This is a genomic window from Pseudomonas koreensis (assembly GCF_012986595.1).
GTDB lineage: Bacteria > Pseudomonadota > Gammaproteobacteria > Pseudomonadales > Pseudomonadaceae > Aquipseudomonas > Aquipseudomonas koreensis.
This window is the reverse complement of record NZ_JAAQYM010000006.1, coordinates 93,721-114,357: the sequence shown is the minus strand read 5'-3', so window position 1 is coordinate 114,357 and position 20,637 is coordinate 93,721. Positions and strand designations below refer to the sequence as shown.

The window sequence follows — 20,637 nt, the reverse complement described above, 5'->3', positions numbered from 1 at the left end:
AAGCAAAGCAGCTTTACCGGCAATTTACCTTCAACTTACGTTTCAAGGTGTAAGGCAAAACACTGATACACAAATGAAAACGGCCTGGACAGGGCCAGGCCGTTAACAATTGTAAAAGCGCTTACTTCAGAACAGCGAGCGCTGCTTCGTAGTTCGGCTCTTCAGCGATTTCCTTGACCAGCTCGCTGTGCAGCACGTTGTCGTTCTCGTCCAGAACAACCACCGCACGGGCAGTCAGGCCTTTCAGCGGGCCGTCAGCGATGGCTACGCCGTAGTTTTCGATGAATTCGGCACCGCGCAGGGTCGACAGGTTCTGCACGTTTTCCAGGCCTTCGGCGCCGCAGAAACGGGCCTGGGCGAACGGCAGGTCAGCCGAGATGCACAGCACCACGGTGTTGGCGACTTCGTTGGCCTGGGCGTTGAACTTGCGCACGGAAGTCGCGCAGGTCGGGGTGTCGACGCTTGGGAAGATGTTCAGCACTTTGCGCTTGCCGGCGAAGCTCGCCAGGGTGACGTCGGACAGATTGCCGGCAACCAGGGAAAAGGCTGGCGCCTTGGAACCGGCTTGTGGCAACTGGCCGTTGACTTGAACCGGGTTGCCTTTGAGGGTGACTTGAGCCATGACTTTAGTCCTTCTGATGTTTTGATTGGAAAGCATGCAAGAGGCCGAAGTTAACCACGAAATTGTCCGACGACCTATGCCCTGTCTGGAAATTGTTGGGTGCCTGCGTGAAAAATTGTATACAACCGCGCAACCGATCCTCTGTAGGAGTGAGCCTGCTCGCGATGGCGGTGAATCAGGCAGCTATTTGTTAACTGACACGACGCCATCGCGAGCAGGCTCATTCCTACAGGAGATCTCTGTGGTCAGCAGTGCTTTTGCTGCTTGTTAAAACGCCGGACTGCATCTTTATTCAGTGAACCTGTCGATTCATGCCCTGCCCGTTCGACCAAGCAGTGAATCCCCCACACTCCACGGAGCAACCACCATGCGATTCATGATCCTTGTCAAAGCCAGCGCCGACTCCGAAGCCGGCATCATGCCCAGTGAAGAGCTGATCACCGCCATGGGCAACTTCAACGAAGAACTGGTCAAGGCCGGCATCCTCATCGACGCCGATGGCCTGCACCCAAGCAGCAAAGGCGCCCGCGTGCGCTTTTCCGGCGACAAGCGCACGGTCATCGACGGGCCGTTCATCGAGACCAAGGAGCTGGTGGCCGGCTACTGGATCTGGGAAGTGAAATCCAAAGAAGAAGCCATCGAATGGGTCAAGCGCTGCCCGAACCCGATGCCGGGCGAGTCTGAAATCGAGATTCGCCAGATATTCTCCGCCGAGGATTTCGGTGCCGAGTTCACCCCTGAAGCCCGTGCGCAGGAAGAGCGGATTCGCGAGCAGGCGAAGAAAAATCTTTGACTGACTTAACGTGCATCCGGCATCAGATGCCATATCTGGCGCTGATGCGAGCGCTCGAACTCAAGAAATGGACAACGTCTGAGGACTTTCTGACGCGAAACAGGTAGGGTGCGCAAAATCAAAGTGCCATCACTGGGTCGCGTCGCAAGTTTCCATGGAGTTGTACACGCAATGAGTTGCTGGACCGTCCTTGGCCTAACGGCCGACGCCGATACGCGCAGTATCAAACGCCAATACGCTGCCCTGCTCAAACAGACCCGTCCGGACGAAGATCCGGAGGGGTTTCAGCGCCTGCGCGACGCGTATGAACAAGCCCTCAGTTACAAGGAATGGATACAGTCCCGCGAAGAGCAAGAAGCCCCCGAGCCTGACGACCGCCAATGGGACTTGACCGGCCTGACCGTGGTCGAAGCCGATGCCCTGCAACTGGTCACGCGCTCGCTGGACGGTATCAGCCTGGAAGAACTGCGCCAGCGTCACGCACTCGCTGTCGAGCAAGGGTGCGCACACATCCTGGAAGAAACCCTGCTGCAGCACTGCATCGAACAACCACAATCGTCCGGGCCGCTGGTGGATTGGGCGGTGCAGCAGTATCACTGGTTCAGTGCCTGGCAACGCCTTGAGCTGGACGAAGAATCCATAGAACTGCTGCTGGCTCAACAGCGTGAGCGCGTGACCGAGCCCCTGTGCGATGCACTTGAGCAACAAGACCGTGAAGCCTTTTTGCAGGCTTACCAGGGTCGCGTCAACGTCCTCTGGCTTGAAGGCGAAGTGCACCGACAATGGTTCAACCGCTTTTTGAGTCAGTTGCTGCTGGACAGCCGTCACTGGTCCGCGGACATTTTCGAGCAGGTTTGCGCTGGCCAGGACTGGCACTCAGGCCCGTCGAACCGATGCCCCGAGAGCGAATGGAAACGTCTGGTTGCGCGCCATGAAACGCCGATTTTTCTGGCGCGACAGCGCCAGCTCGCCCGGGAACCGCTCGCCACGCCGCAACACCGCGCCGCACGCCTGCTGCTCGGCAACGGCCCCTTCAGTCAGCGTCGGGCGCTGGCCCGGCGCCTGCACGAGGAGGACTGGGCCCAGTGCCGACAGTTGAGCTCTGCGCTGTACGCCAACGCGCCCGACGTCTGGGCAGACATGCCCGGCGGCACCGCGTTCTTCTGGCGCGACTGGGAAACCCGTTTCAACGACTGGCCGACCTACGTGGGCGTCGTGCTCGCCTGCCTGATCGGCGCCTTTACCCACTTCATCCCGCAGGGGCTTCGTCTCAGCGGGCTGATAAATATCGTCATGATCACAACGGTAGTGTTTGCAGTGATCGGCGCCGGGCTCAATTGGCTGGTGCACAATTTCGCCCATCGCTGGTGGGTGCTGGATGACCGGCTGAGTGCGCGACTTTGCCTGGGGTTCCCCGCGGAGTCGCCGCCGTTCGGGGTCTTGCGCGATCTGGTTCCCTGTGCGCTGATGGTGGCCGGGCTCAGCTGGTTTTTCGGTCCGATCGCCGGCGTTGTGTACGCCACGACCTTGGCAACTTTCGGGCTGATACGTCGGCGACAGGTCAAGCCACACGTTTCCTGGGAACAGACCAGTCCGCTGCTGAAAGTCTGTCTGACTACCATCGCGGCCATGGTGTTTATCGTTGTGCTCGGCGTGATCAATGTGATCGGCAGCCAAGGCACGGTCAAGCGCAACCAGGGACTGCAACCCTGGACCGAACGCTTGTGCAGTCGCATGCCGGCGACCACCGCCGAATGCAGCGCACCGGCCACCGTTGAACAGTGGTACGGCAAGGAGGCGCGCCCATGAATATCAAACTGCTGGTCCCGATCGGTCTGGTGTTCGGTGTCGTCATCATGGGTTTGACCGGCGCCAGTCGCCCCTTCTCCCAACTCGACCTCTGGCTCGACCAACGCGATGCGCCGGTCACCGCCCAAGCCAATGCCTTGAGCCCGCTGATTGCTTGCGTCAACCGGGTCGACGTGCAATGGCGCGTGGCTTATGACCTCTACAAGACCCCACAGGCACCTCGGCAGATCACCGAGCAATGGTTGCGCAGCCTCAGCGATTTTGAAGACAGCGATGCGCGCAATGTGCGCGACATCCAGCGTGACCTGTGCTCCGGGCGTCTCACCGAAAAACTCGAACTGTTGGCCTACCAGCCAGAACTGGCACAAACGGCAAATGCTTACGTTCGCGCGCTGGATCAGGTAGCGATGACGATACCAAGCGGCCGGTTTGACCGGGGGGCGAGCTTTGTCACCGGGACACAGAATGCCGCAGCCCTCATTGTCGAAAATGCTTTTATTCCGCCCGTGGCGGACAGTTACAACAACGCTTCAATTGCGCTGAGAGAAAGCCTGCTGCCCCTCGATGCCGCGCAGCGACCCGAACAGTTGAAGCGCCTGGAAGAACGCGTGGGCAAGGACATCCACTGGTATTTGCTGGCCTATATGATGCAGGCACGAAAGACCATCGACGTGCTTGATGCAGCCATGAAAAACCGCACGCTGACCCCGCAACTGCTGGCCGACACCACAGCAAAACTGCAACAAGCCTGGGATCGTCGGGAACCTTTCCTGTTCGCGCAAACGGATGGAGGTTTCCAGACCAGGACCGACGCAGCGCGGGATCTGTGGTTGTACATTGGCAAGCCGTCGACCCGCTATCTGCAGGCGTTGAACACCCTGCACAAGGACTGGCTGGAACACGCCCCACCGCAGCGCCTGAGCGACGACTTCTACGCGGTCAGCCGCAGTTACGATGGCCTGCTCAGCTACTACAACCGCAGGGCCAGAGCCGAGTTCTGAGACCACACGCGGGATCGTTCACCGTGAACGATCCCGCTGCCGGACCTTACTGCGCCTTGAGTTTGAGGTAGGACTGATGCAAGTCCGAAGCCCAGCCATCAATCACAGGTTTAACGTCGTTGGCGGTCATCGCCTGCTTATCGTTTTGCAGCGGTTTACCGGTGCCTTTGCGCACCACTTGCGCCACGACCTTGTTGCTCGCGCCATCGAGGAACACCGCTTCGGTGGCCAGGGTGGTTTCCTGATCGCGAATACCGCTGGCGGTGCTGACGGCTGCCGCCACCAGAGCAACCGGGATCACTTCATACGCGTGCAGGCCTTCGGTCTTGCTGCTGACGGCGGTGATCGCCGCTCGGACCACAATCACGCCCGGGCCGGGGCCGTTGGCCAATGGCAGGTCTTTGCTGATTTCACGCTTGAGGGCTTGATCGTAGTAGGAGGTGATGCCGTTGAGGGTCTGCTGGGAAATCTTCGCGGTCGGCTGCGGCTTTGGATAGAGCTGGGTCGGCTCGATGTACACACTGGTGAACTTGCTCATGTCGAGCTTCGGATCAATCCAGCGCATCACTTCGGCACCGGATGGCGACTTGGCTTCCTTGAGCTGGCTGTAATCCTTGAGAAAGCCGGAATACTCATCGGGAGCGACGGTTTTGCTGGAGCAACCCACCACGCCAAGGGTGGCGATGCAGAGGGTGCCCATCATCACTGCAAGCTTCATGCTGTAACTCCTGTCAGAACGCCGAGATATATTGCCTGGCGGGAAATACAGTTATAGCCAATGCCGGGGAAATTACCTTGTACACACGCAAGATTCCCATGCGGATGCACAGACGCTGATGCTTTGTGGGAGCAAGCAGGCTCGCTCCCACAGGGCCTGTGTCGAGATCAGGTTCCGGGCGCTACCAGGAAGACGTCGCCCCGCTCTTCAACGCCATCTCCCGCCGACTGTTGGCGCGCATCGCCTTGATCAGCGACACCGAACCCACCAGCAGGATCGCCGCGCCAAACAGGAAGTCGATGTTGTACAGCTGAAAGTCCTGCACCGGCCCCACCAGCACCACGCGCACCACGGCAATCGCCACCAGCGTCGCGAGGAAGTCGATCCCCGGCTCGTCGCGATAGAACACATGCAGCAATGGCAGGCACAGCACCAGCAGCAACAACAGCACCACAACCTTGAACGAGCCTTTACGCTCGACGCTGAATGCGCACTCGTGCGGACCGTAGGCCTTGTAGTCCTCATCGCGGATCATCGAGTTTTTTTCGTTGATGTATTCGACGCGGTTGTACTTCTGGATCGGCGTGAAGGTGTTGGACATGTCCATCAGCGTAGTGATGTTCTTGAAGCGCAGGTCGACGCGCTCGCTGCCCTTGAGGTAATACAGCACCGGTTTGTAGCCGTAGCGATAGGTGTCGAAGGGGAATTCGGTGACTTGGCCCTGCACGCCGATCGGCCGAGGCTCGAGTTCGGCGTAGGCGCTCTTGGTCGGCGAGGCGAGGTTGCGGCTCAGGGGCTGAACCTTGACCTGCTCCAGGAAGATCGGTGTGACGCCGTACGACCACTGCAACGGTTCCAGGCGCAGACGCAGTTCGTTGCGACCCAGGTCATAGCGGTTGAAGGTGCGTTCGGACACCACCAGCGAGCCACTGAGCATGAACTCGCCGCGCAGGTTGTTGGTCACGCGCAAGGTCAGTTGATCCTTGCCCAACAGCGCTGCTTCCGTGGACGGCGGCGTGCCGCACCACGCGGTGCTTTCACCGGCGCCGCCCAACTGGCCGTCGCGGTTTTCCTTGATCACATAAAAGTAGCTGGCCCACAGCGTCAGCATCAACAGCATCGCCGTGAGGCCCAAAATCTTTTTGCCCGCACTCACTACCCAGACTCCCTTCTTCATTCCGTCGTCCAGCCGAAAACCCGCTGGCGACGGGGACTCTACCAAAAGGCCAGCATCGACCCAAGGGAAAATCCCTGATCGGCAAAGGTTGTAGGGGTTTCCCCGGTACGGGCAACACCGAAACACCGTGGCGAGGGAGCTTGCTCCCGCTGGAGTGCGCAGCACTCCCGAAGAAAGCCAACACCTATCCCCTGACGGATCGCATTGTTCAGCTTCGGGGCGGCTTCGCCACCCAGCGGGAGCAAGCTCCCTCGCCACAGAAGTATCAGCGGCGCCGAAACAGTGGGCGCGGCTCAATCACCGAGCGCCCGTACAGCACACTCATGCCGGCCAGTCCTTTGAGGGCATCTTCCGCCGATTTGTCCTCACGCACCGCAAAGCTGTCGAACCCGCACTGGCGCATGTGGCTGAGTTGATCACGCAACACATCGCCGATCGCGCGTAACTCGCCGGCCCAGCCAAATCGACTGCGCAGCAGATACGCCTGGCTGTAGGCGCGACCGTCGCGAAAGCTCGGGAAGTCCAGGGCAATCAGCGGCAGCGAGGCCAGCCACGGCACCACGCTTTCGACCTCATCGTCCGGCCCCAGCCACACCGCGTGGGTCGAAGGCGATTGCAGCCAGTGCGCCAGCGGCAGGATCTGCAATCCTGGCGGCCGGCCCTGGTCCGGCTCGCGTACCAGTGTCCACGGATCATCCTCGACCTGCCGCGCGACCCCCTGCTCCAAGCGCAGCAGATTGTTCATGCCGATACCTCCAGCGCTTTCGGGTAGACCCGCTCCTTGAACGGCTCCAGGCCAATGCGCGCCAGGGTGTCGACGAACAACTCTTCGCTCTCGCGGTAGCGCACGAAGGTGCCGATAATCCGCTCGATCACTTGCGGCACTTCAGCCGCGCTGAACGACGGGCCGATGACTTTGCCCAGCGTGCTGTTTTTGCCCTGCGCACCGCCGAGGGTGATCTGGTACCACTCGCTGCCGTTTTTATCGACGCCAAGGATGCCGATATTGCCGATGTGGTGATGGCCGCAGGCGTTGATGCAACCGGAGATGTTCAGGCTGATGTCGCCCAGGTCGTGCAAGTAGTCGAGGTTGTCGAAGCGCGCCTGAATCGCCTGGGCGATCGGGATCGACTTGGCGTTGGCCAGCGCACAGAAATCCCCGCCCGGGCAGGCGATGATGTCGGTCAGCAGGCCGACGTTGGCACTGCCCAGATTACGCTCGCAGGCCAGTTGCCAGAGTTCGTAGAGGTCAGACTTTTGCACATCGGGCAGGACGATGTTCTGCTCGTGGGCAATGCGAATTTCGCCAAAACCGAAGCGCTCCGACCAGTCTGCCACCGCCAGCATCTGCAACCCGGTGACATCCCCCGGCGGCGCGCTCAGACCCGGTTTGGTCGACAGCACCACGCTGGTGTAACCCGGTTTCTTGTGCGGCTGCACGTTGCGCGCGACCCAACGGGCAAACGCCGGGCTCTCGGCCAGGCGCGTGCCGAAGTCCAGGTCGGTGTCAGCAAGGGAGTGATAGATCGGCGGCACGAATGCGCTGGCAACCCGCTGGTATTCAGCGTCGGTCAACTGCGCCGGGCCGTCCTTGAGGTGTTGCCATTCTTCTTCGACTTCCCGGGCGAACGCTTCGATGCCCAGCGCCTTGACCAGAATCTTGATCCGCGCCTTGTACTTGTTGTCACGCCGACCGTGCCGGTTGTAGACCCGCAGGATCGCCTCGACGTAGGACAGCAGATGCTGCCACGGCAAGCCTTCGCGGATCTGCAGCCCGAGAATCGGCGTACGCCCCAACCCGCCGCCGACGATCACCCGCAGGAGCATTTGCCCGTCACGCCCCGGATAAAGATACAGGCCGATGTCATGCATCATGATCGCCGCACGATCCTGCTTCGCCGAGCAGATGGCGATCTTGAACTTGCGCGGCAGAAACAGGAATTCCGGGTTGATTGTCGACCACTGCCGAAGGATTTCCGCCAACGGGCGCGGGTCGATCATCTCGTCCGCCGCGACCCCGGCGAACGCCTCGGTGGTGATGTTGCGCACGCAGTTGCCGGAGGTCTGGATCGCATGCATGTTGACCTGCGCCAGACGCTCGAGGATGTCCGGCACCTGGGCCAGTTCGATCCAGTTGAATTGCAGGTTCTGCCGGGTGGTGAAGTGGCCGTAGCCGCGATCGTAGTCGGCGGCGATGCTCGCCAGGGTGCGCATCTGCGCGGCGCTCAAGGTGCCGTAGGGAATCGCCACCCGCAGCATGTAGGCGTGCTTCTGCAGGTAGAGACCGTTTTGCAAACGCAGCGGCAGGAATTCCTCTTCGCTCAACGCCCCGGCCATGAAGCGCTCGACCTGATCGCGAAATTGCGCAACGCGCTCGAACACCAGTGCGCGGTCGTAATCGTCGTATTGATACATGCAGCGGCTACCTCATCAGATTTTTGCGCAATTCCTGTAGGAGTGAGCCTGCTCGCGATAGCGGTGTGTCAGGCAACGGCTTTGTTGACTGACACACCGCTATCGCGAGCAGGCTCACTCCTACAGATTTTGCAAAGCACTATGCAGGTGCAGCGCAGCACGCAACAGATTCACCTGAAACGATAAAAACCGTATCAGGACGCGGCAGAACGCCGCAGGCAGCACTTCAATCTGATCCGTACAAATGAAATATTCCTGAGCCTGTTTTGTTTCCAGCGGTGTTCCTACAGTGCAGCTCGTGCCAGACCGGGTGGCCTGGCAAGACTTTGCAACCGTGGAAGAACTGACCATGAGCACAGCAACAATCGGACAGGCTTACAACTACAAGGTCGTCCGCCAATTCGTTATCGCAACGGTTTTCTGGGGTGTCGTCGGCATGGCGATGGGGGTATGGATCGCCTCGCAACTGGTGTGGCCGGACATGAACCTCGACCTGCCGTGGACCACCTTCGGTCGCTTGCGGCCATTGCACACCAGCCTGGTGATTTTCGGCTTTGCCGGCAGCGCGCAATTCGCCGCCAGTTATTACGCGGTGCAGCGCACCTGCCAGGTACGGCTGTACTCGGACAAGCTCGCGGCCTTCACGTTCTGGGGCTGGCAATCGGTGATCGTGATCATGCTGATCACCCTGCCGATGGGCTACACCACCACCAAGGAATACGCCGAAATCGAATTCTCCGGCGCAGTGTGGATGGCGGTGGTCTGGGTCGCCTACGGCATCGTGTTTTTCACCACCGTGGTGCAGCGCAAGACCAAGCACATCTACGTCGGCAACTGGTTCTTCGGCGCGTTCATTCTGGTGATCGCCATGCTGCACGTGGTCAATCACCTGTCGATTCCGGTGGACTGGTTCAAGTCTTATCCGGTGTATTCCGGCGCCACCGACGCCATGGTGCAGTGGTGGTACGGGCACAACGCGGTGGGGTTCTTCCTGACCACCGGGTTCCTCGGGATGATGTATTACTTCGTGCCGAAACAGGTCAACCGCCCGGTGTATTCGTACCGGTTGTCGATCGTGCACTTCTGGGCGCTGATCACCCTGTACATCTGGGCCGGCCCGCACCATTTGCACTACACCGCGCTGCCGGACTGGGCACAGTCGTTGGGCATGGCGATGTCGCTGATCCTGCTGGCGCCGAGCTGGGGCGGGATGATCAACGGCATGATGACCTTGTCCGGTGCCTGGCATAAGTTGCGCACCGACCCGATCCTGCGCTTTCTGGTGCTGTCGCTGGCGTTTTACGGCATGTCGACCTTCGAAGGGCCGATGATGGCGATCAAGACCGTCAACGCCCTCTCCCACTACACCGACTGGACCATCGGCCACGTCCACGCCGGGGCGTTGGGCTGGGTGGCGATGATCACCTTCGGCGCGACCTATCACATGGTGCCCAAGGTGTTCGGCCGCGAGCAGATGTTCAGCACGCCGCTGATCAACCTGCACTTCTGGCTGGCGACCATCGGCACCGTGCTGTACATCGCTTCGATGTGGGTCAACGGCATCACCCAGGGCCTGATGTGGCGGGCGATCAACGAGGACGGCACGCTGACCTACTCCTTCGTCGAAGCGCTGCAGGCCAGTCACCCGGGGTTCATCGTGCGGTTTGCCGGTGGGGTGTTCTTCCTCAGCGGGATGCTGCTGATGGCCTATAACGTCTGGCGCACGGTGCGGGTTGCCGACGTATCGCTGGCGCGCAGCCAGGCGCAGATCGCCTGAGGCAGGGAGCCGAGAATGTTCGAGATGTTCTTGAATGTGCTGGGGGTGGTGTTTCTGTGGCTGGCGGTGGAGTACTGCCTGCGCCACCAGACGGCGGAAAGCCTGGACGATGCGAGCATGGTGCCGTTTGCCGATGACCCGGAGGTGGCGCGGCGGGTGGAGCTGGCGACGGGGAAAACCGTGAAAGCGGTGGCGCCGGAAGAGGCAAAACCGGGCTGGGTCAACCTGGATATGTAGAACCAACAAGGCCCCTGTAGGAGCTGCCGCAGGCTGCGATCTTTTGATTTTGTTTTTAAAAAATCAAAGGCAAAAGATCGCAGCCTGCGGCAGCTCCTACAGGGGATTGTTGCAGGTCAGGTGCGCTCGCGCGGAATCAGGCTTTGCAGTTGCTGCGCGAGAAAATCCGCATCAAACACAAACGTGTCCGGGTCCTTCAGGCCGTTGGTCTTGCGCCACTGCCACTCGCCGCTCGGCAGCCCCACCAGCGAGATGCTGCCATAGCGCGCTGCCGTCAGACCCATCACCGCCAGGGAAATCTGCCCGGCGCTGCCCATCACGTCCGGCACGAACTCCACCGGTTTGCCGGCGATCACGATGCTCAGTTTTTCGGTCTTGAAGGTCGAGGTTTCCACCGGTGTGCTCGGCCCGAATGCGACATAAGCCTCGCGGCTCACCTCCAGCAGGTTCGGCGCCTGCACCGGTTCCAGCCATTGCTGAATGTTGCCGAACAGCTCGGTGATTCGGGTTGCCCACGCCTGGGACTGGGTTTCGAACAGTTGCTTCTTGTGCGCTTCACTCGCGGCATAGTGGCGAAGCATTTCGCCCAGTTGTTGTACGTCGTTCATCGGTACGTTCCTCGGGAAAGCCTGCGACAGTCGATAGTGACAGATCGAGGCGCTGGCGTACGTTAAACCTCAAGCGTTGGCACCGGGACACTTGGCAAAAGGATCAACGGTACAGTTGCTTTGTACTGGCATCCGTCCTTGAACCGATGGACACTCGGCCCAAGCCCGACTTTTCCAATACGGGCCACTGCCAGAGGAATTTCAATGCGCACCATCGGCCTGATCGGCGGCATGAGCTGGGAATCCAGCGCCGAATACTATCGCCTCATCAATCAACAAGTCCGCGACCGCCTCGGAGCGCTGCGCTCGGCGCAAATCCTGATGTACAGCGTCGACTTCGGCCCGGTCGAACAGGCCCAGCATGCCGGACGCTGGGACGATGCGGCGGCGATTCTGGTGGATGCGGCGCGCAGGCTGGAGGCCGGTGGCGCGGAATGCGTGGTGCTGTGTACCAACACCATGCACAAGGTGGCGGAACAGATTCAGGCGGCAATCAGCATTCCATTCCTGCACATCGCCGAACCGGCGGCGCAGGCTGCACTGGACATTGATGCGCATACGGTCGGCCTGCTCGGCACGGCGTTCACCATGGAGCAGGACTTTCTCAAGCAGCGTCTGCTTGCCAGGGGCTTGACGGTACTGGTGCCGGACGCCGCCGAGCGCAAGGACGTGCATCGGATCATTTACGACGAATTGTGCGTCGGGGTGATCAGTGACGAGTCGCGCAAGCTCTATCAACAGGTGATCGAATCGCTGACCGCGCGCGGCGCCCAAGCGATCATCCTCGGCTGCACGGAAATCGGCCTGCTGGTCAAACCCGAACACAGCGCCCTGCCCCTGCTCGACACCACCGAGCTGCATGCGCAGTCGGCGGTGGCGTTCGCCTTGCGCGACTGAGTCAGGTTTTGTTGCGCGTGCGCAGGCGGGCCATGCTCAGGGTGTCGACCCATTGCCCGTCGCGCACGGCGTAGTCACGGAACAGGCCTTCGTTCTCGAAGCCGAACTTGCGGTACAAACCGATGGCCGGCTCGTTGTCGGCGTACACCGAGAGTTCGACCCGGTGCAGGTTCATCCAGTTGTCGGCGATGTCCAGCGCCGCCCCCAGCAGTTTCGAGCCGACGCCCTTGCCCTGCCACGCCACGGCGACCGCCATGCCGACACTGCCGGCGTGTGCGCGGCGAATCCGTGAGTAGTTTTCCAGCCCAAGATGACCGACCACCGCGCCCTGATGCAGCGCCACCAGTTTGACCATCCGTTCGTTCTCCGCCAGCAACCGCTGGCGCCAGATCTCGGTGGATTGAAACGGCATCTGCAACACCTGGCGGGTCACGGCCGGATCGTTGTACAGCGCGGTGACGGCCTCGATGTGCGATTCGTTGAAGCGTTCGAGGCTGATGGCGGGGTTGTGGTCGGGCATGGCGGATCCTTCCTGGATCGAAGTGTGGCCAGACACTCTAAACTGCAAAGTCCGACGCATACAAACGGTAGGAGCTGCCGCACGCTGCGATCTTTTGACTTGGCTTTTGAAGATCAAAAGATCGCAGCCTGCGGCAGCTCCTACAGGGGATTGAGTTAATTCTGGAACCATTCGTGGCGTTCGCTGAAGGTGTGCTGGATCAGTTCGACCAAAGTTTGCACTTCGGCGACGTCCAGGGATTCAACGTTGACCGCCAGCCATGCCTGCAGCTGCATTGGCTCGTCAAACAGCCCCGGCAGCGCCACCAACCCGCGATCAAAGCGGCTCATGTACGCCGGCAGCAAACCAATGCACGCGCTGCAGCGGATCATTTCCAGCATCAGCTCATAGGACTGCATCTGCACCACGCCGGCCAGACGTTGTTCGACCAACTCATTCCACGGCCGAAAGCTGTCGATCTGCCGGTCGTGCTGCCATTGCACCAGCATGAAATCGCTCAGGTCGTCGGCACTGGCCGGGCGCGCGGTGACCCGGGAATAGCGTTTGGCGATGTGCGGCAGGTAATCCAGACGCGCCAGTGCCTGCGGCTGACTGGTGGCGAAGGTCGGACCGGGATTGGGGCTTTCACCGTGGGCCAGCCACAGCACCACGTCGGCACTGACTGCACGCAACGACAGTTCGCTGTCCAGCGCGATGATCTCCAGACGCACGCTGGCGTTGCGGCGCAACAGCGCGATCAGGTCCCGACCAAGGATGTCATGCAGGATCGATTCGGCAACGGCCAGGCGGATCAGCGGCTGCTCGACCACCGGCAATTTGCGCTCGTGGGCCAGCGCCATCAGTTGCGCCTGCAGTTGCTGGCCCTCGCGCGTCAGGCTCAGGGCGCTTCCCTGAAAGCTGAACAGCGAATGCTGCAGCTCCTGTTCAAGCTGCGCCAGTTGCTTGCGCAGCAAAGTCGACCGCACATTGAGGCTGCGCGCCGCCTGCATGAAGCAGCCGCAGCGGGCACTGACCAGAAAGAATTGCGCGACGTCGGCATCGATGGTCGCGGCTTGCGCCAGCCACGGCTCGCGTTCGCCCTGTGCCCAACGGTAGTCGGGGCTACCCTGTCGTCCTGCGGGTTCGGTGAATGACATCGATGACTCCCTGTCGATCTTTGTTGGTCTTGAGTGCAGCACAATCCACTGTAGGAGCGAGCCTGCTCGCGAAAGCGTCAGCACCTTCAACAATTACGGTGCCTGACACACCGCATTCGCGAGCAGGCTCGCTCCCACAAGGTGATTTATTGGTTGGTTTCGAGGACCTTGTTCAATTCGGCCCCATCGATACTCAGCGTCGCGGTATTGAGCATCCCGTCCAGGTACGCCTGTGCAATTTGCTCCTGGCGCTGGGCCCGCAAGGCCTGGGTCAGCTGGTCGCGCAACTCATCCAGTGTCGCGGTGCGCGCCGGTTGCTGTTCGGTGAGTTTGATCACATGGAAGCCGGCGGCGCTCTGCACCGGATCGGACACCGCGCCGACCTTCAACTTCGCTACCGCCCCCCGGACCTCCGGCACCAGTTGCTGCAGCGGTTGCAGCCCGGTATCGCCGCCACGTTCGGCGGTGAGGCGATCCTGTGAATACTGCGTCGCCAGCGCGGCAAAATCCCCCGGCGTGCTTTGGGCTTTCTTGCTCAGCTCAGCGGCCTGTTTGCGCACGGCTTCCAGGTTCTGGGCATCCGGCACCGCGAGGAAAATCTGGCTGACGCGATACATCGCTGGCGTCACCCAGTTGGCCTTGCCGGCGTCGTAAGCCTGCTGCAATTCAGCCGCACTCGGGTAGTCCGCCGGCACCTCACTGACCGAGCGCAGATAATCACGGAAGATGATCTGCTCGCTGGCGGCCCGGGTTTGCCGCACCACATCCGGACGCTGCGCCCAGCCCTGGGCGTCGGCCTGTTCGAGTACGGCTTTCTCTGCCAGACGCGTGCGCAGCCAGCGCTCCAGTGCCTCACGATTGCCGCGCAATTGCTCGCGGGTCGCCGGCGGCACTGTCGCCAGCAACGCCTGCAATTCCTGCGGCGTCACCTGCTGATTACCCAACCGCGCCACCGCCGGCCCCGCAGCAACCGCCGCCATGGGCGACGATTGCTGAGCGGCAACCGGGTCAGTGCCCGGTCGCAGCACCAGCGCCACGGCTACCACCAACAGCGCTACAGCCGCAGCGCTGATCACCATGGCAGGCTTTTTCACAGCGCGACTTCCTCTTGCTCGGCGACCGCGACGTTGGCTGTCGAAGCTTGCGCGGCCTGGCTGAAATCACGCAGGTAGACGATGAACTCCTGCAGCAGGCGATCCCACAATTCGAGGTTGCCACGCAGGTGATCGTTGCTCACGCCGGCCGCCACCACCACGTCCATCTCCATCACCAGAAACTCGCCCTGCAACGACAGTCGCGCAAAGCGGCGGCTGGCGTTCCACTGTTCGGCCACGCCCTGTGGCAACTCACCTTGCACCCGCAGCGCGCAGCTGAAAGTGAAATCGACGTAGCTGCCCTGCTCCACCGCCGGGTTACCGAAACGCACGGCATAGCCGATGCCCTGGCTGGCGCTGAGCAGTTGCACGATGCCGTTCTGTTCAGTCTGGTTGACGCGATAACCGGCCGCTTGCAGGACTTCGGTCAGCGATTGCGGGGAAACGTGGGTGATCAATTGAGTCATTGTGTCTTCCTTGTTTATCAGTGCGCGAGCGCGGCTTGCGGCGCGTCGAATTGAGTCTTGTAAAGCTCGTCGCCGAACCCCTGGGCCAGTTCATCGAACTTGACCCGGGCGCTGCCCGCAAAGGGCTGGCGGATCTTCATCACCTCGGCCACATCGATGTTTTCATAGGCAGTGAGGATCTGCTTGGCGACGCCGTACATCTGCTGATTCTTGACTGAACATTGCTGCACTTGTGTGTCACGTTCAGCCAATTGCGCTTGAAGCTTAGACCGTTCTGCCTCTTTGGCACGGGCCATGACCAACAACTCGTCATAGGCCTTTTTGAACTTGCCGACCTGTTCGTTGCTCGCCGCGACTTGCGCCTGCGCCTGGCTGTGCAGGTTCTGCTGCTGGTCGGCCAACTGCTCGGCGACGCCCTTGGCCTTGGCCAGTTCGGCGGTCAATTGCTTGATCTGCGCCTGCGCAGCCTTGGCTTCGTTCTGCGCCGCCAGTTGCGCGGCGCTGGCCTGGGCCTGCTGGCTTTGCAACGCCTGCAATTGCTGGGTGGTGCTGCGCAACTGGGTACGCAGGCGCTCCTCCATGCCTTCGGCACTGGCTCCCTGAGCGATGAACAGACTCAGCCCCAACAGTAAAACTCGTGCGTGCATGACCGTACTCCCGGCGCCTTAGAAGCGCGTGTTGATCTCAAGCTGCAAGACGTCGATGTCGAACGGCGCGCCGTACACCGCTTCGGTGCTCATCCAGCGGCCGGTGGCGTAGACGTTCTTCGCCAGACCGTAATTGCCGCCGAGGAAGTAGCCCTTGGCGTTGGTGCCGCCGAGGTGGAATGACGAATCGTTGAAGCCGTCAGGCAAGGCGTCCGGCTGGATGTACTTGTAGCCAGCGAACATGTTCCAGTCGCCCTGCTTCTTCAGGTCCAGCGCGTTGCCGAGGGTGAACTGCACCATCCACGCATTGGCACCGCTTTCGATCTCGCCATTGCTGTTGAGGTTGTTGACGATCTGCCCCTCGGAGCGCTTGCGCATGTCGCCTTCGTCGTAACCGAGGTTGTGGATGTAGTTGCCCTGGCTGCGCAATTTGAAGTCTTGCGGCAGATCGGCGTCCCACACCAGGTTAAGGTCGAGCAGATTGAACTCCGACGCCAGACCGACGAATTGCGGCTGCGGCGTGGTGGTCGGATTGGCCGGGTTTGGCGTGATGTCGCGCAGCAGGAACACGCTATTGCCTTTCTGCATGAACGCCGCGCGGGTGCCGTCGGTGTCGCAGCCCGGGGCGCCGGCCCAAGGTGCGCAAGGGCTGGAGCGCTGGCCTTGAATGTCGTCAAAGCGGTAGTAGGCCAAAGCCCCCTTGAGCCGGTTGTTGCTGTTGATCGCCCACTTGGCACCGAGTTGCGCGCCGTACAGCCATTTGTTGTCGCTTTCTTCCTTGTCGAAACCGTTGCTGGTGGTGGTGTCGTTGGTGTAATCCACCGGGAACGCACCGACGGTGCCGAACACACCCCAGTCGCGGTTGAGCTTGTGGTCGAAAATCGCCGCCACGCCGTCAAAGTTGAGGTCGTTGGAATACAGCATGTCGGTGGACATGAACGGGTTGGCGAAACGCCCGCCGGTCAGGGTCAACTCGTCGGTGGGTTTCCAGTTCAGGTAGCCCTGATCGAGCCAGATGTCTTTCTTGGCGAAACCGCCACCGAGGTTTTGCGTGGTCGATACCGGATTGTTGTCCGAGCCGGTGCCGATGCGGATGCCGGCGGTCCATTCCGGCGAGATCACCGCTTTCATGCCCAGTCGCGCGCGCAGGCGGAACAGGTTGGTGCGGTCTTCGCGGGTGTTGAGCAACGGCGGCAGGTTGGTGCTGCTGTTGGGGTTCACGTCGTACGGGCCGTTGTTGTTGAGTTTGGCGAAGTCGACGATTTCGTTGCTGTTGCTGCCCGAGTAGTAGCGCGATTCGTCACGGAGGCGGATGTCGCCGTCGAAGCTGATGCGCGACGCCCAGTCCGGAAAGGTGTTGGGCGCGGCCCAGTTTTCCTGCTTGGCGGTGGCCATGACCTCGGCCTTGACCTGATCACGGATCTGGTCACGCACCGCGGCGGGCACGTATTGCACACGCACATCGCCCGGGGCGGCCACCGGACCGGCTGCGACCGCAGTGGATGCAACGGCCTGTCTGGCCTGAGCGGCTTCGTTCTGCGCCTGGGCGATCAGCGCGTCGGCCTTGTCCTGTTTCAGAATGCCCTGCTCGACCAGCAAGCGGATCAGATTGATCGTGGCGTTCTCCGAGGGCGCAGGCGCTGCCGCGGCCTGACCGACCAGGGTCGCGATGACCATGCCGACCGCCAGGGACAATCGATTCACATTGGAAATCATCTGCACACAACTCCTTTTGGCAAAGCTCAAATGCTTGGCAATAAATAGGTTCGGTTAACCCGGACGCCGCCCTTGCAGGGACAGGCGCACAGGCAAAGTCATGGAGGCCGGGGGCCGTTCGCTCAGGTGCGGCGCATTGCGCAGCGCCGCCAGTACCTGGGTGTCGATTTCGGGGTTGCCGCTGGACTTGATCAGCTCCACGCGCGTGATCTCGCCGACGGCGCTCAGCCAGACATCGGCCTGCAACGAAAACGCGAGGTTGCGCAGGTCCGGGTTCTCGCGCAGCAGCCTCTGAAAGGTGAACGCGAGGAACTGGCTGTAGGTGCCCGTGCCCAAACGCCCGCCGCCAGCACCGGCCATACCGCCACCCTTGCCGGCGCCGATGTTGAAAGCGTCGCTGCCGCTCTGCGCGTCGCCGTCCATTTGCATCGGGTTGGCCAGATCGTCCGCCGGCGATGGCGGTGCTTCCTCCTCGGGCTTGACCTCCTGCGGCTCGGGCGTCGGCTCGGGCTCGACGATTTTTTCTTCCACCGGGGTTTCCGGCTCCGGCGGTTTTTCCGGGGGCGGTGGCGGTGGTGGCGGCAACGGAATAATCGTCGGCACCTTTGGCGCTTCACGGCGGATGCCGCTCATGTCGTTGGCCCACTGCCACAGCAGGTACGCGGCGAGCGCGCCGAGCAGCAGCCCGGCGCCCCACTTCACGTAACGCAGCGGCGAGCCCTTCACCGGCAGTGGCTCGATCGGGAGTTGTGCAGTCATCACTCAGCCCTGCGTCGGTTTGCCGGTCACCAGACCGACCTGGGACAGTTCGAGCCGGCGCAGCAGATCCAGCACTTCAATGACTTTCTGGTATTGCACCGTCGCGTCACCGCGCACGATCACCGGGAAGTCAGGGTTCTGCGCTTTCTCGATGCGCAGGCGTTCCTCCAGCTCAGACAGGGTCACCGGGTAGGCATCGAGGAACACCTGACCGCCGTCATTCACCGAAATCGCCTTGGTCTTGGCCTCCGACAGCGACACCGAGGCGCTGGCCTTGGGCAGGTTGATCTGGATCCCCGAGACCTGCGCGGTGGCGGTAAGGATGAACATCACCAGCACCACCATCAGCACGTCCACCAGCGGAGTGATGTTGATGCTGTCCACCGCTGCATCTTCGTCATCGTCGTGGGAGGCATTTACGGACGCCATGTCAGTGCTCCTCAGGCCGGTACGGAGTGGTTGGCGTGATGGCCGCGCGGGTGCGACGCCTCACTGAACTGGCTCTCGCCGTGCATCTCCGCCAGACGGGTGATGAACTCGTCGACGAATACACGCATGTCGGCGCTGACCTCCTTGTTGCGGGTGATCAGGCGGTTGTAGCCAAACAGCGCCGGGATCGCGACGAACAGGCCCATGGCGGTGGCGAGCAAGGCCGCCGCCATACCCGGGGCGATGGCGTTGATGTTGACGTCGCCGGCCATCGCGGTGCCGAGAAACACCACCATGATCCCCAGCACGGTGCCGAGCAGACCGATGTACGGGCCGCCGGCGATGGCGTTGGACAGGGTCGAGAGTTTCGAGCTGAGCGCCTGGTTCTCGCGGGTGCGCACGCCGTCCATCGAGCAGCGAATGGCTTCGATGGTCGCAGCGGACACCGACGAGGTATCGGCGCCCTGCTCGCGGCGGGTGCGGATTTCTTTGACCGCCACCGTGTACAGGCGCCACAGCGGCGAATGTTGCAGGCGCTGAGCCAATTGCGTGTCGTCGGCGAACATTTCCAGGCGCGTGCCGACCTTGGCGAACTGCTCGCGGAAGTCCTCGTTGGCCTTGCTCACGCGGCTGAGGGTGTGGTTCTTGCGCAGCATGATGATCCACGACTGGAACATCATCAGCACCAGCACAGCGATGATTACCCAGGCGTCCACCGGCACCGCATTGAGCAGGAAACCGAGGCTGCCGAAGCCGAAACCGGACTGTTCTTCGTCGACGCCGTAGGCCACCAGTTTCGACTCGGCGCCTTGCGCGGTGGCATCGGCCAGCAACAACGGCGCCGGACGCGCGACTTTCGACAGGCGCAGTTCGTCGATGGCGCCCACGAACGGCTGGAAGGCGCTCGGGGAAAGATCCGCACCGATGGCCATGACCGAGTTGAATGCCGGCATCGCCTGAGCGAGCGTGGCGCTTTCACGACCATTGATGAACAGGCTGACTTTCGTGCCTTCGGCAGTCAGTGCGACGTGTTGCCATTGACCGGGATTCAGCGCCTGAGTGGCGACCGCGCGCTGGCCGTCGATCTCCACGAACGGCACGCCTTGATTGACCCCGACCAGCAGGCTGTTGGCGCCTTCCCGACGGGCCAGAATCAGTTGCTCGCCATTGGCCTGATCCAGTCGCAGCCAGGCGCTGAAGGTGAACGCGCTGCCCGCGTTGTGCTGCAGCGACGGACTGGCCGGCAGCAGCAACGGCTGGCCGCTGAACTGCAAGGCGCGCCCGACTACACCGTCAATCGCCGCGCCGGTGGCGCTTTGCGCGGTGTTGCCGTAGGCGGTGGTGTCTTTGGCCGGGGTGCCGGTGGCGCCGTCGAAGTGATACAGCGCGGTGTAATTCGGATCGAACGTCAGCTGGCCGTTGCCGGTGGCCGGGGCCTTCTGATTGCCGTAGTACATCCAGATGTCCTGGCGCTGGCCGCCCTCGACATTCGGCACATCGACCCAGATCAGCGCCATGCCCATCAGCGCATCGAAGCTTTCGATCTGGTGGTTGAGCACGGTCTTGTCATCGGCGGCGACAAAGCGCAGGTCCGAACCGTCCTCCTTGACGCCATCGAAGGTGAAGTTGCCGGTGTGCAGGCGCACCAGCAGCGCGGTGCGGCCCAGGGCCTGATTGATCCCGGCGCCCTGCGGCGTGGTATCGACGGCGATCTGTTTACGGTAGTGCCAGTCGTCCTGCCACCAGGCCTGAGCCGTGGCCGGGAGCACGAAGCCCAGGCAGATCAACAACGAAAGAATGAGGCGCTGCATGAAC

At 61.5% G+C, this 20,637-nt stretch carries 21 protein-coding genes; 6 read left to right on the top strand and 15 right to left on the bottom strand.

Annotated features, from left to right (window positions below):
• Positions 1–121: 121 nt before the first annotated feature.
• Positions 122–622, bottom strand: a complete 501-nt coding sequence (tpx, locus tag HBN98_RS19340; protein WP_064587381.1) for a thiol peroxidase — start codon at positions 620–622, stop codon at positions 122–124.
• A 367-nt stretch (positions 623–989) separates the two neighbouring features.
• On the opposite strand from tpx, the gene HBN98_RS19335 reads away from it, so the two are divergent.
• The 3 genes from HBN98_RS19335 to HBN98_RS19325 all read left to right on the top strand — a co-directional run bounded on the left by HBN98_RS19335 (position 990) and on the right by HBN98_RS19325 (position 4,225).
• On the top strand, positions 990–1,415 hold the full coding sequence (locus HBN98_RS19335) for a YciI family protein (RefSeq protein WP_064587380.1): 426 nt from the start codon (positions 990–992) through the stop codon (positions 1,413–1,415).
• Between the two features lie 171 nt (positions 1,416–1,586).
• Complete coding sequence (locus HBN98_RS19330) at positions 1,587–3,224, top strand: J domain-containing protein (RefSeq protein ID WP_083369231.1); 1,638 nt, start codon at positions 1,587–1,589, stop codon at positions 3,222–3,224.
• The gene (locus tag HBN98_RS19325) at positions 3,221–4,225 is read left to right on the top strand and encodes a DUF3829 domain-containing protein (RefSeq protein ID WP_083369232.1); all 1,005 of its coding nucleotides are present in this window, start codon (positions 3,221–3,223) and stop codon (positions 4,223–4,225) included. Before HBN98_RS19330 ends, HBN98_RS19325 begins: the two co-directional genes overlap by 4 nt.
• 46 nt (positions 4,226–4,271) lie before the next feature.
• Here the strand turns inward: HBN98_RS19325 and HBN98_RS19320 are convergent, their stop codons facing one another.
• From HBN98_RS19320 to HBN98_RS19305, 4 genes are all read right to left on the bottom strand, one after another.
• Positions 4,272–4,943, bottom strand: coding sequence for a DUF3313 domain-containing protein (locus tag HBN98_RS19320; protein ID WP_064587377.1), 672 nt, complete (start codon positions 4,941–4,943; stop codon positions 4,272–4,274).
• 181 nt (positions 4,944–5,124) lie between these two features.
• Positions 5,125–6,099 carry a hypothetical protein gene (locus HBN98_RS19315; RefSeq protein ID WP_083369233.1) on the bottom strand — a complete coding sequence of 325 codons (975 nt, stop codon included), beginning with the start codon at positions 6,097–6,099 and terminating at the stop codon, positions 5,125–5,127.
• Between the two features lie 286 nt (positions 6,100–6,385).
• Positions 6,386–6,865: a DUF934 domain-containing protein gene (locus HBN98_RS19310; RefSeq protein ID WP_083369234.1), complete on the bottom strand. Its 480-nt coding sequence runs from the start codon at positions 6,863–6,865 to the stop codon at positions 6,386–6,388.
• Positions 6,862–8,535: a nitrite/sulfite reductase gene (locus HBN98_RS19305; protein WP_083369235.1), complete on the bottom strand. Its 1,674-nt coding sequence runs from the start codon at positions 8,533–8,535 to the stop codon at positions 6,862–6,864. The genes HBN98_RS19310 and HBN98_RS19305 overlap by 4 nt, the downstream gene beginning before the upstream one ends.
• A 349-nt stretch (positions 8,536–8,884) precedes the next feature.
• On the opposite strand from HBN98_RS19305, the gene ccoN reads away from it, so the two are divergent.
• Positions 8,885–10,312, top strand: a complete 1,428-nt coding sequence (gene ccoN / locus HBN98_RS19300) for a cytochrome-c oxidase, cbb3-type subunit I (RefSeq protein WP_064589990.1) — start codon at positions 8,885–8,887, stop codon at positions 10,310–10,312.
• 15 nt (positions 10,313–10,327) lie between these two features.
• Positions 10,328–10,549, top strand: a complete 222-nt coding sequence (locus tag HBN98_RS19295) for a hypothetical protein (RefSeq protein WP_083369236.1) — start codon at positions 10,328–10,330, stop codon at positions 10,547–10,549.
• A gap of 116 nt (positions 10,550–10,665) precedes the next feature.
• On the opposite strand, the gene HBN98_RS19290 is transcribed toward HBN98_RS19295, so the two are convergent.
• Positions 10,666–11,157 carry a hypothetical protein gene (locus tag HBN98_RS19290; protein ID WP_083369237.1) on the bottom strand — a complete coding sequence of 164 codons (492 nt, stop codon included), beginning with the start codon at positions 11,155–11,157 and terminating at the stop codon, positions 10,666–10,668.
• Between the two features lie 204 nt (positions 11,158–11,361).
• Here HBN98_RS19290 and HBN98_RS19285 point away from each other — a divergent pair, with 204 nt between their 5' ends.
• Entirely contained in the window at positions 11,362–12,054 is a 693-nt protein-coding gene (locus tag HBN98_RS19285) for an aspartate/glutamate racemase family protein (protein ID WP_083369238.1), read from the top strand.
• Position 12,055: 1 nt separating this feature from the next.
• On the opposite strand, the gene HBN98_RS19280 is transcribed toward HBN98_RS19285, so the two are convergent.
• The 9 genes from HBN98_RS19280 to HBN98_RS19240 all read right to left on the bottom strand — a co-directional run bounded on the left by HBN98_RS19280 (position 12,056) and on the right by HBN98_RS19240 (position 20,633).
• Positions 12,056–12,574 carry a GNAT family N-acetyltransferase gene (locus HBN98_RS19280; protein WP_083369239.1) on the bottom strand — a complete coding sequence of 173 codons (519 nt, stop codon included), beginning with the start codon at positions 12,572–12,574 and terminating at the stop codon, positions 12,056–12,058.
• A gap of 155 nt (positions 12,575–12,729) precedes the next feature.
• On the bottom strand, positions 12,730–13,710 hold the full coding sequence (locus HBN98_RS19275) for a LysR family transcriptional regulator (protein ID WP_083369240.1): 981 nt from the start codon (positions 13,708–13,710) through the stop codon (positions 12,730–12,732).
• 146 nt (positions 13,711–13,856) lie between these two features.
• Positions 13,857–14,804 (bottom strand): peptidylprolyl isomerase, encoded by a 948-nt coding sequence (locus tag HBN98_RS19270; RefSeq protein ID WP_083369241.1) that lies wholly within the window; start codon positions 14,802–14,804, stop codon positions 13,857–13,859.
• Positions 14,801–15,271: a YbjN domain-containing protein gene (locus tag HBN98_RS19265; RefSeq protein ID WP_083369242.1), complete on the bottom strand. Its 471-nt coding sequence runs from the start codon at positions 15,269–15,271 to the stop codon at positions 14,801–14,803. The genes HBN98_RS19270 and HBN98_RS19265 overlap by 4 nt, the downstream gene beginning before the upstream one ends.
• 17 nt (positions 15,272–15,288) lie before the next feature.
• Positions 15,289–15,918, bottom strand: a complete 630-nt coding sequence (locus tag HBN98_RS19260; protein WP_083369243.1) for a DNA repair protein — start codon at positions 15,916–15,918, stop codon at positions 15,289–15,291.
• 18 nt (positions 15,919–15,936) lie between these two features.
• Entirely contained in the window at positions 15,937–17,634 is a 1,698-nt protein-coding gene (locus HBN98_RS19255) for a putative porin (protein ID WP_083369244.1), read from the bottom strand.
• Between the two features lie 54 nt (positions 17,635–17,688).
• Positions 17,689–18,393 carry an energy transducer TonB family protein gene (locus tag HBN98_RS19250; RefSeq protein WP_083369245.1) on the bottom strand — a complete coding sequence of 235 codons (705 nt, stop codon included), beginning with the start codon at positions 18,391–18,393 and terminating at the stop codon, positions 17,689–17,691.
• A gap of 3 nt (positions 18,394–18,396) precedes the next feature.
• On the bottom strand, positions 18,397–18,822 hold the full coding sequence (locus HBN98_RS19245) for an ExbD/TolR family protein (protein WP_064587363.1): 426 nt from the start codon (positions 18,820–18,822) through the stop codon (positions 18,397–18,399).
• Positions 18,823–18,833: 11 nt separating this feature from the next.
• Positions 18,834–20,633 carry a DUF2341 domain-containing protein gene (locus HBN98_RS19240; RefSeq protein ID WP_083369246.1) on the bottom strand — a complete coding sequence of 600 codons (1,800 nt, stop codon included), beginning with the start codon at positions 20,631–20,633 and terminating at the stop codon, positions 18,834–18,836.
• Positions 20,634–20,637: the final 4 nt, after the last annotated feature.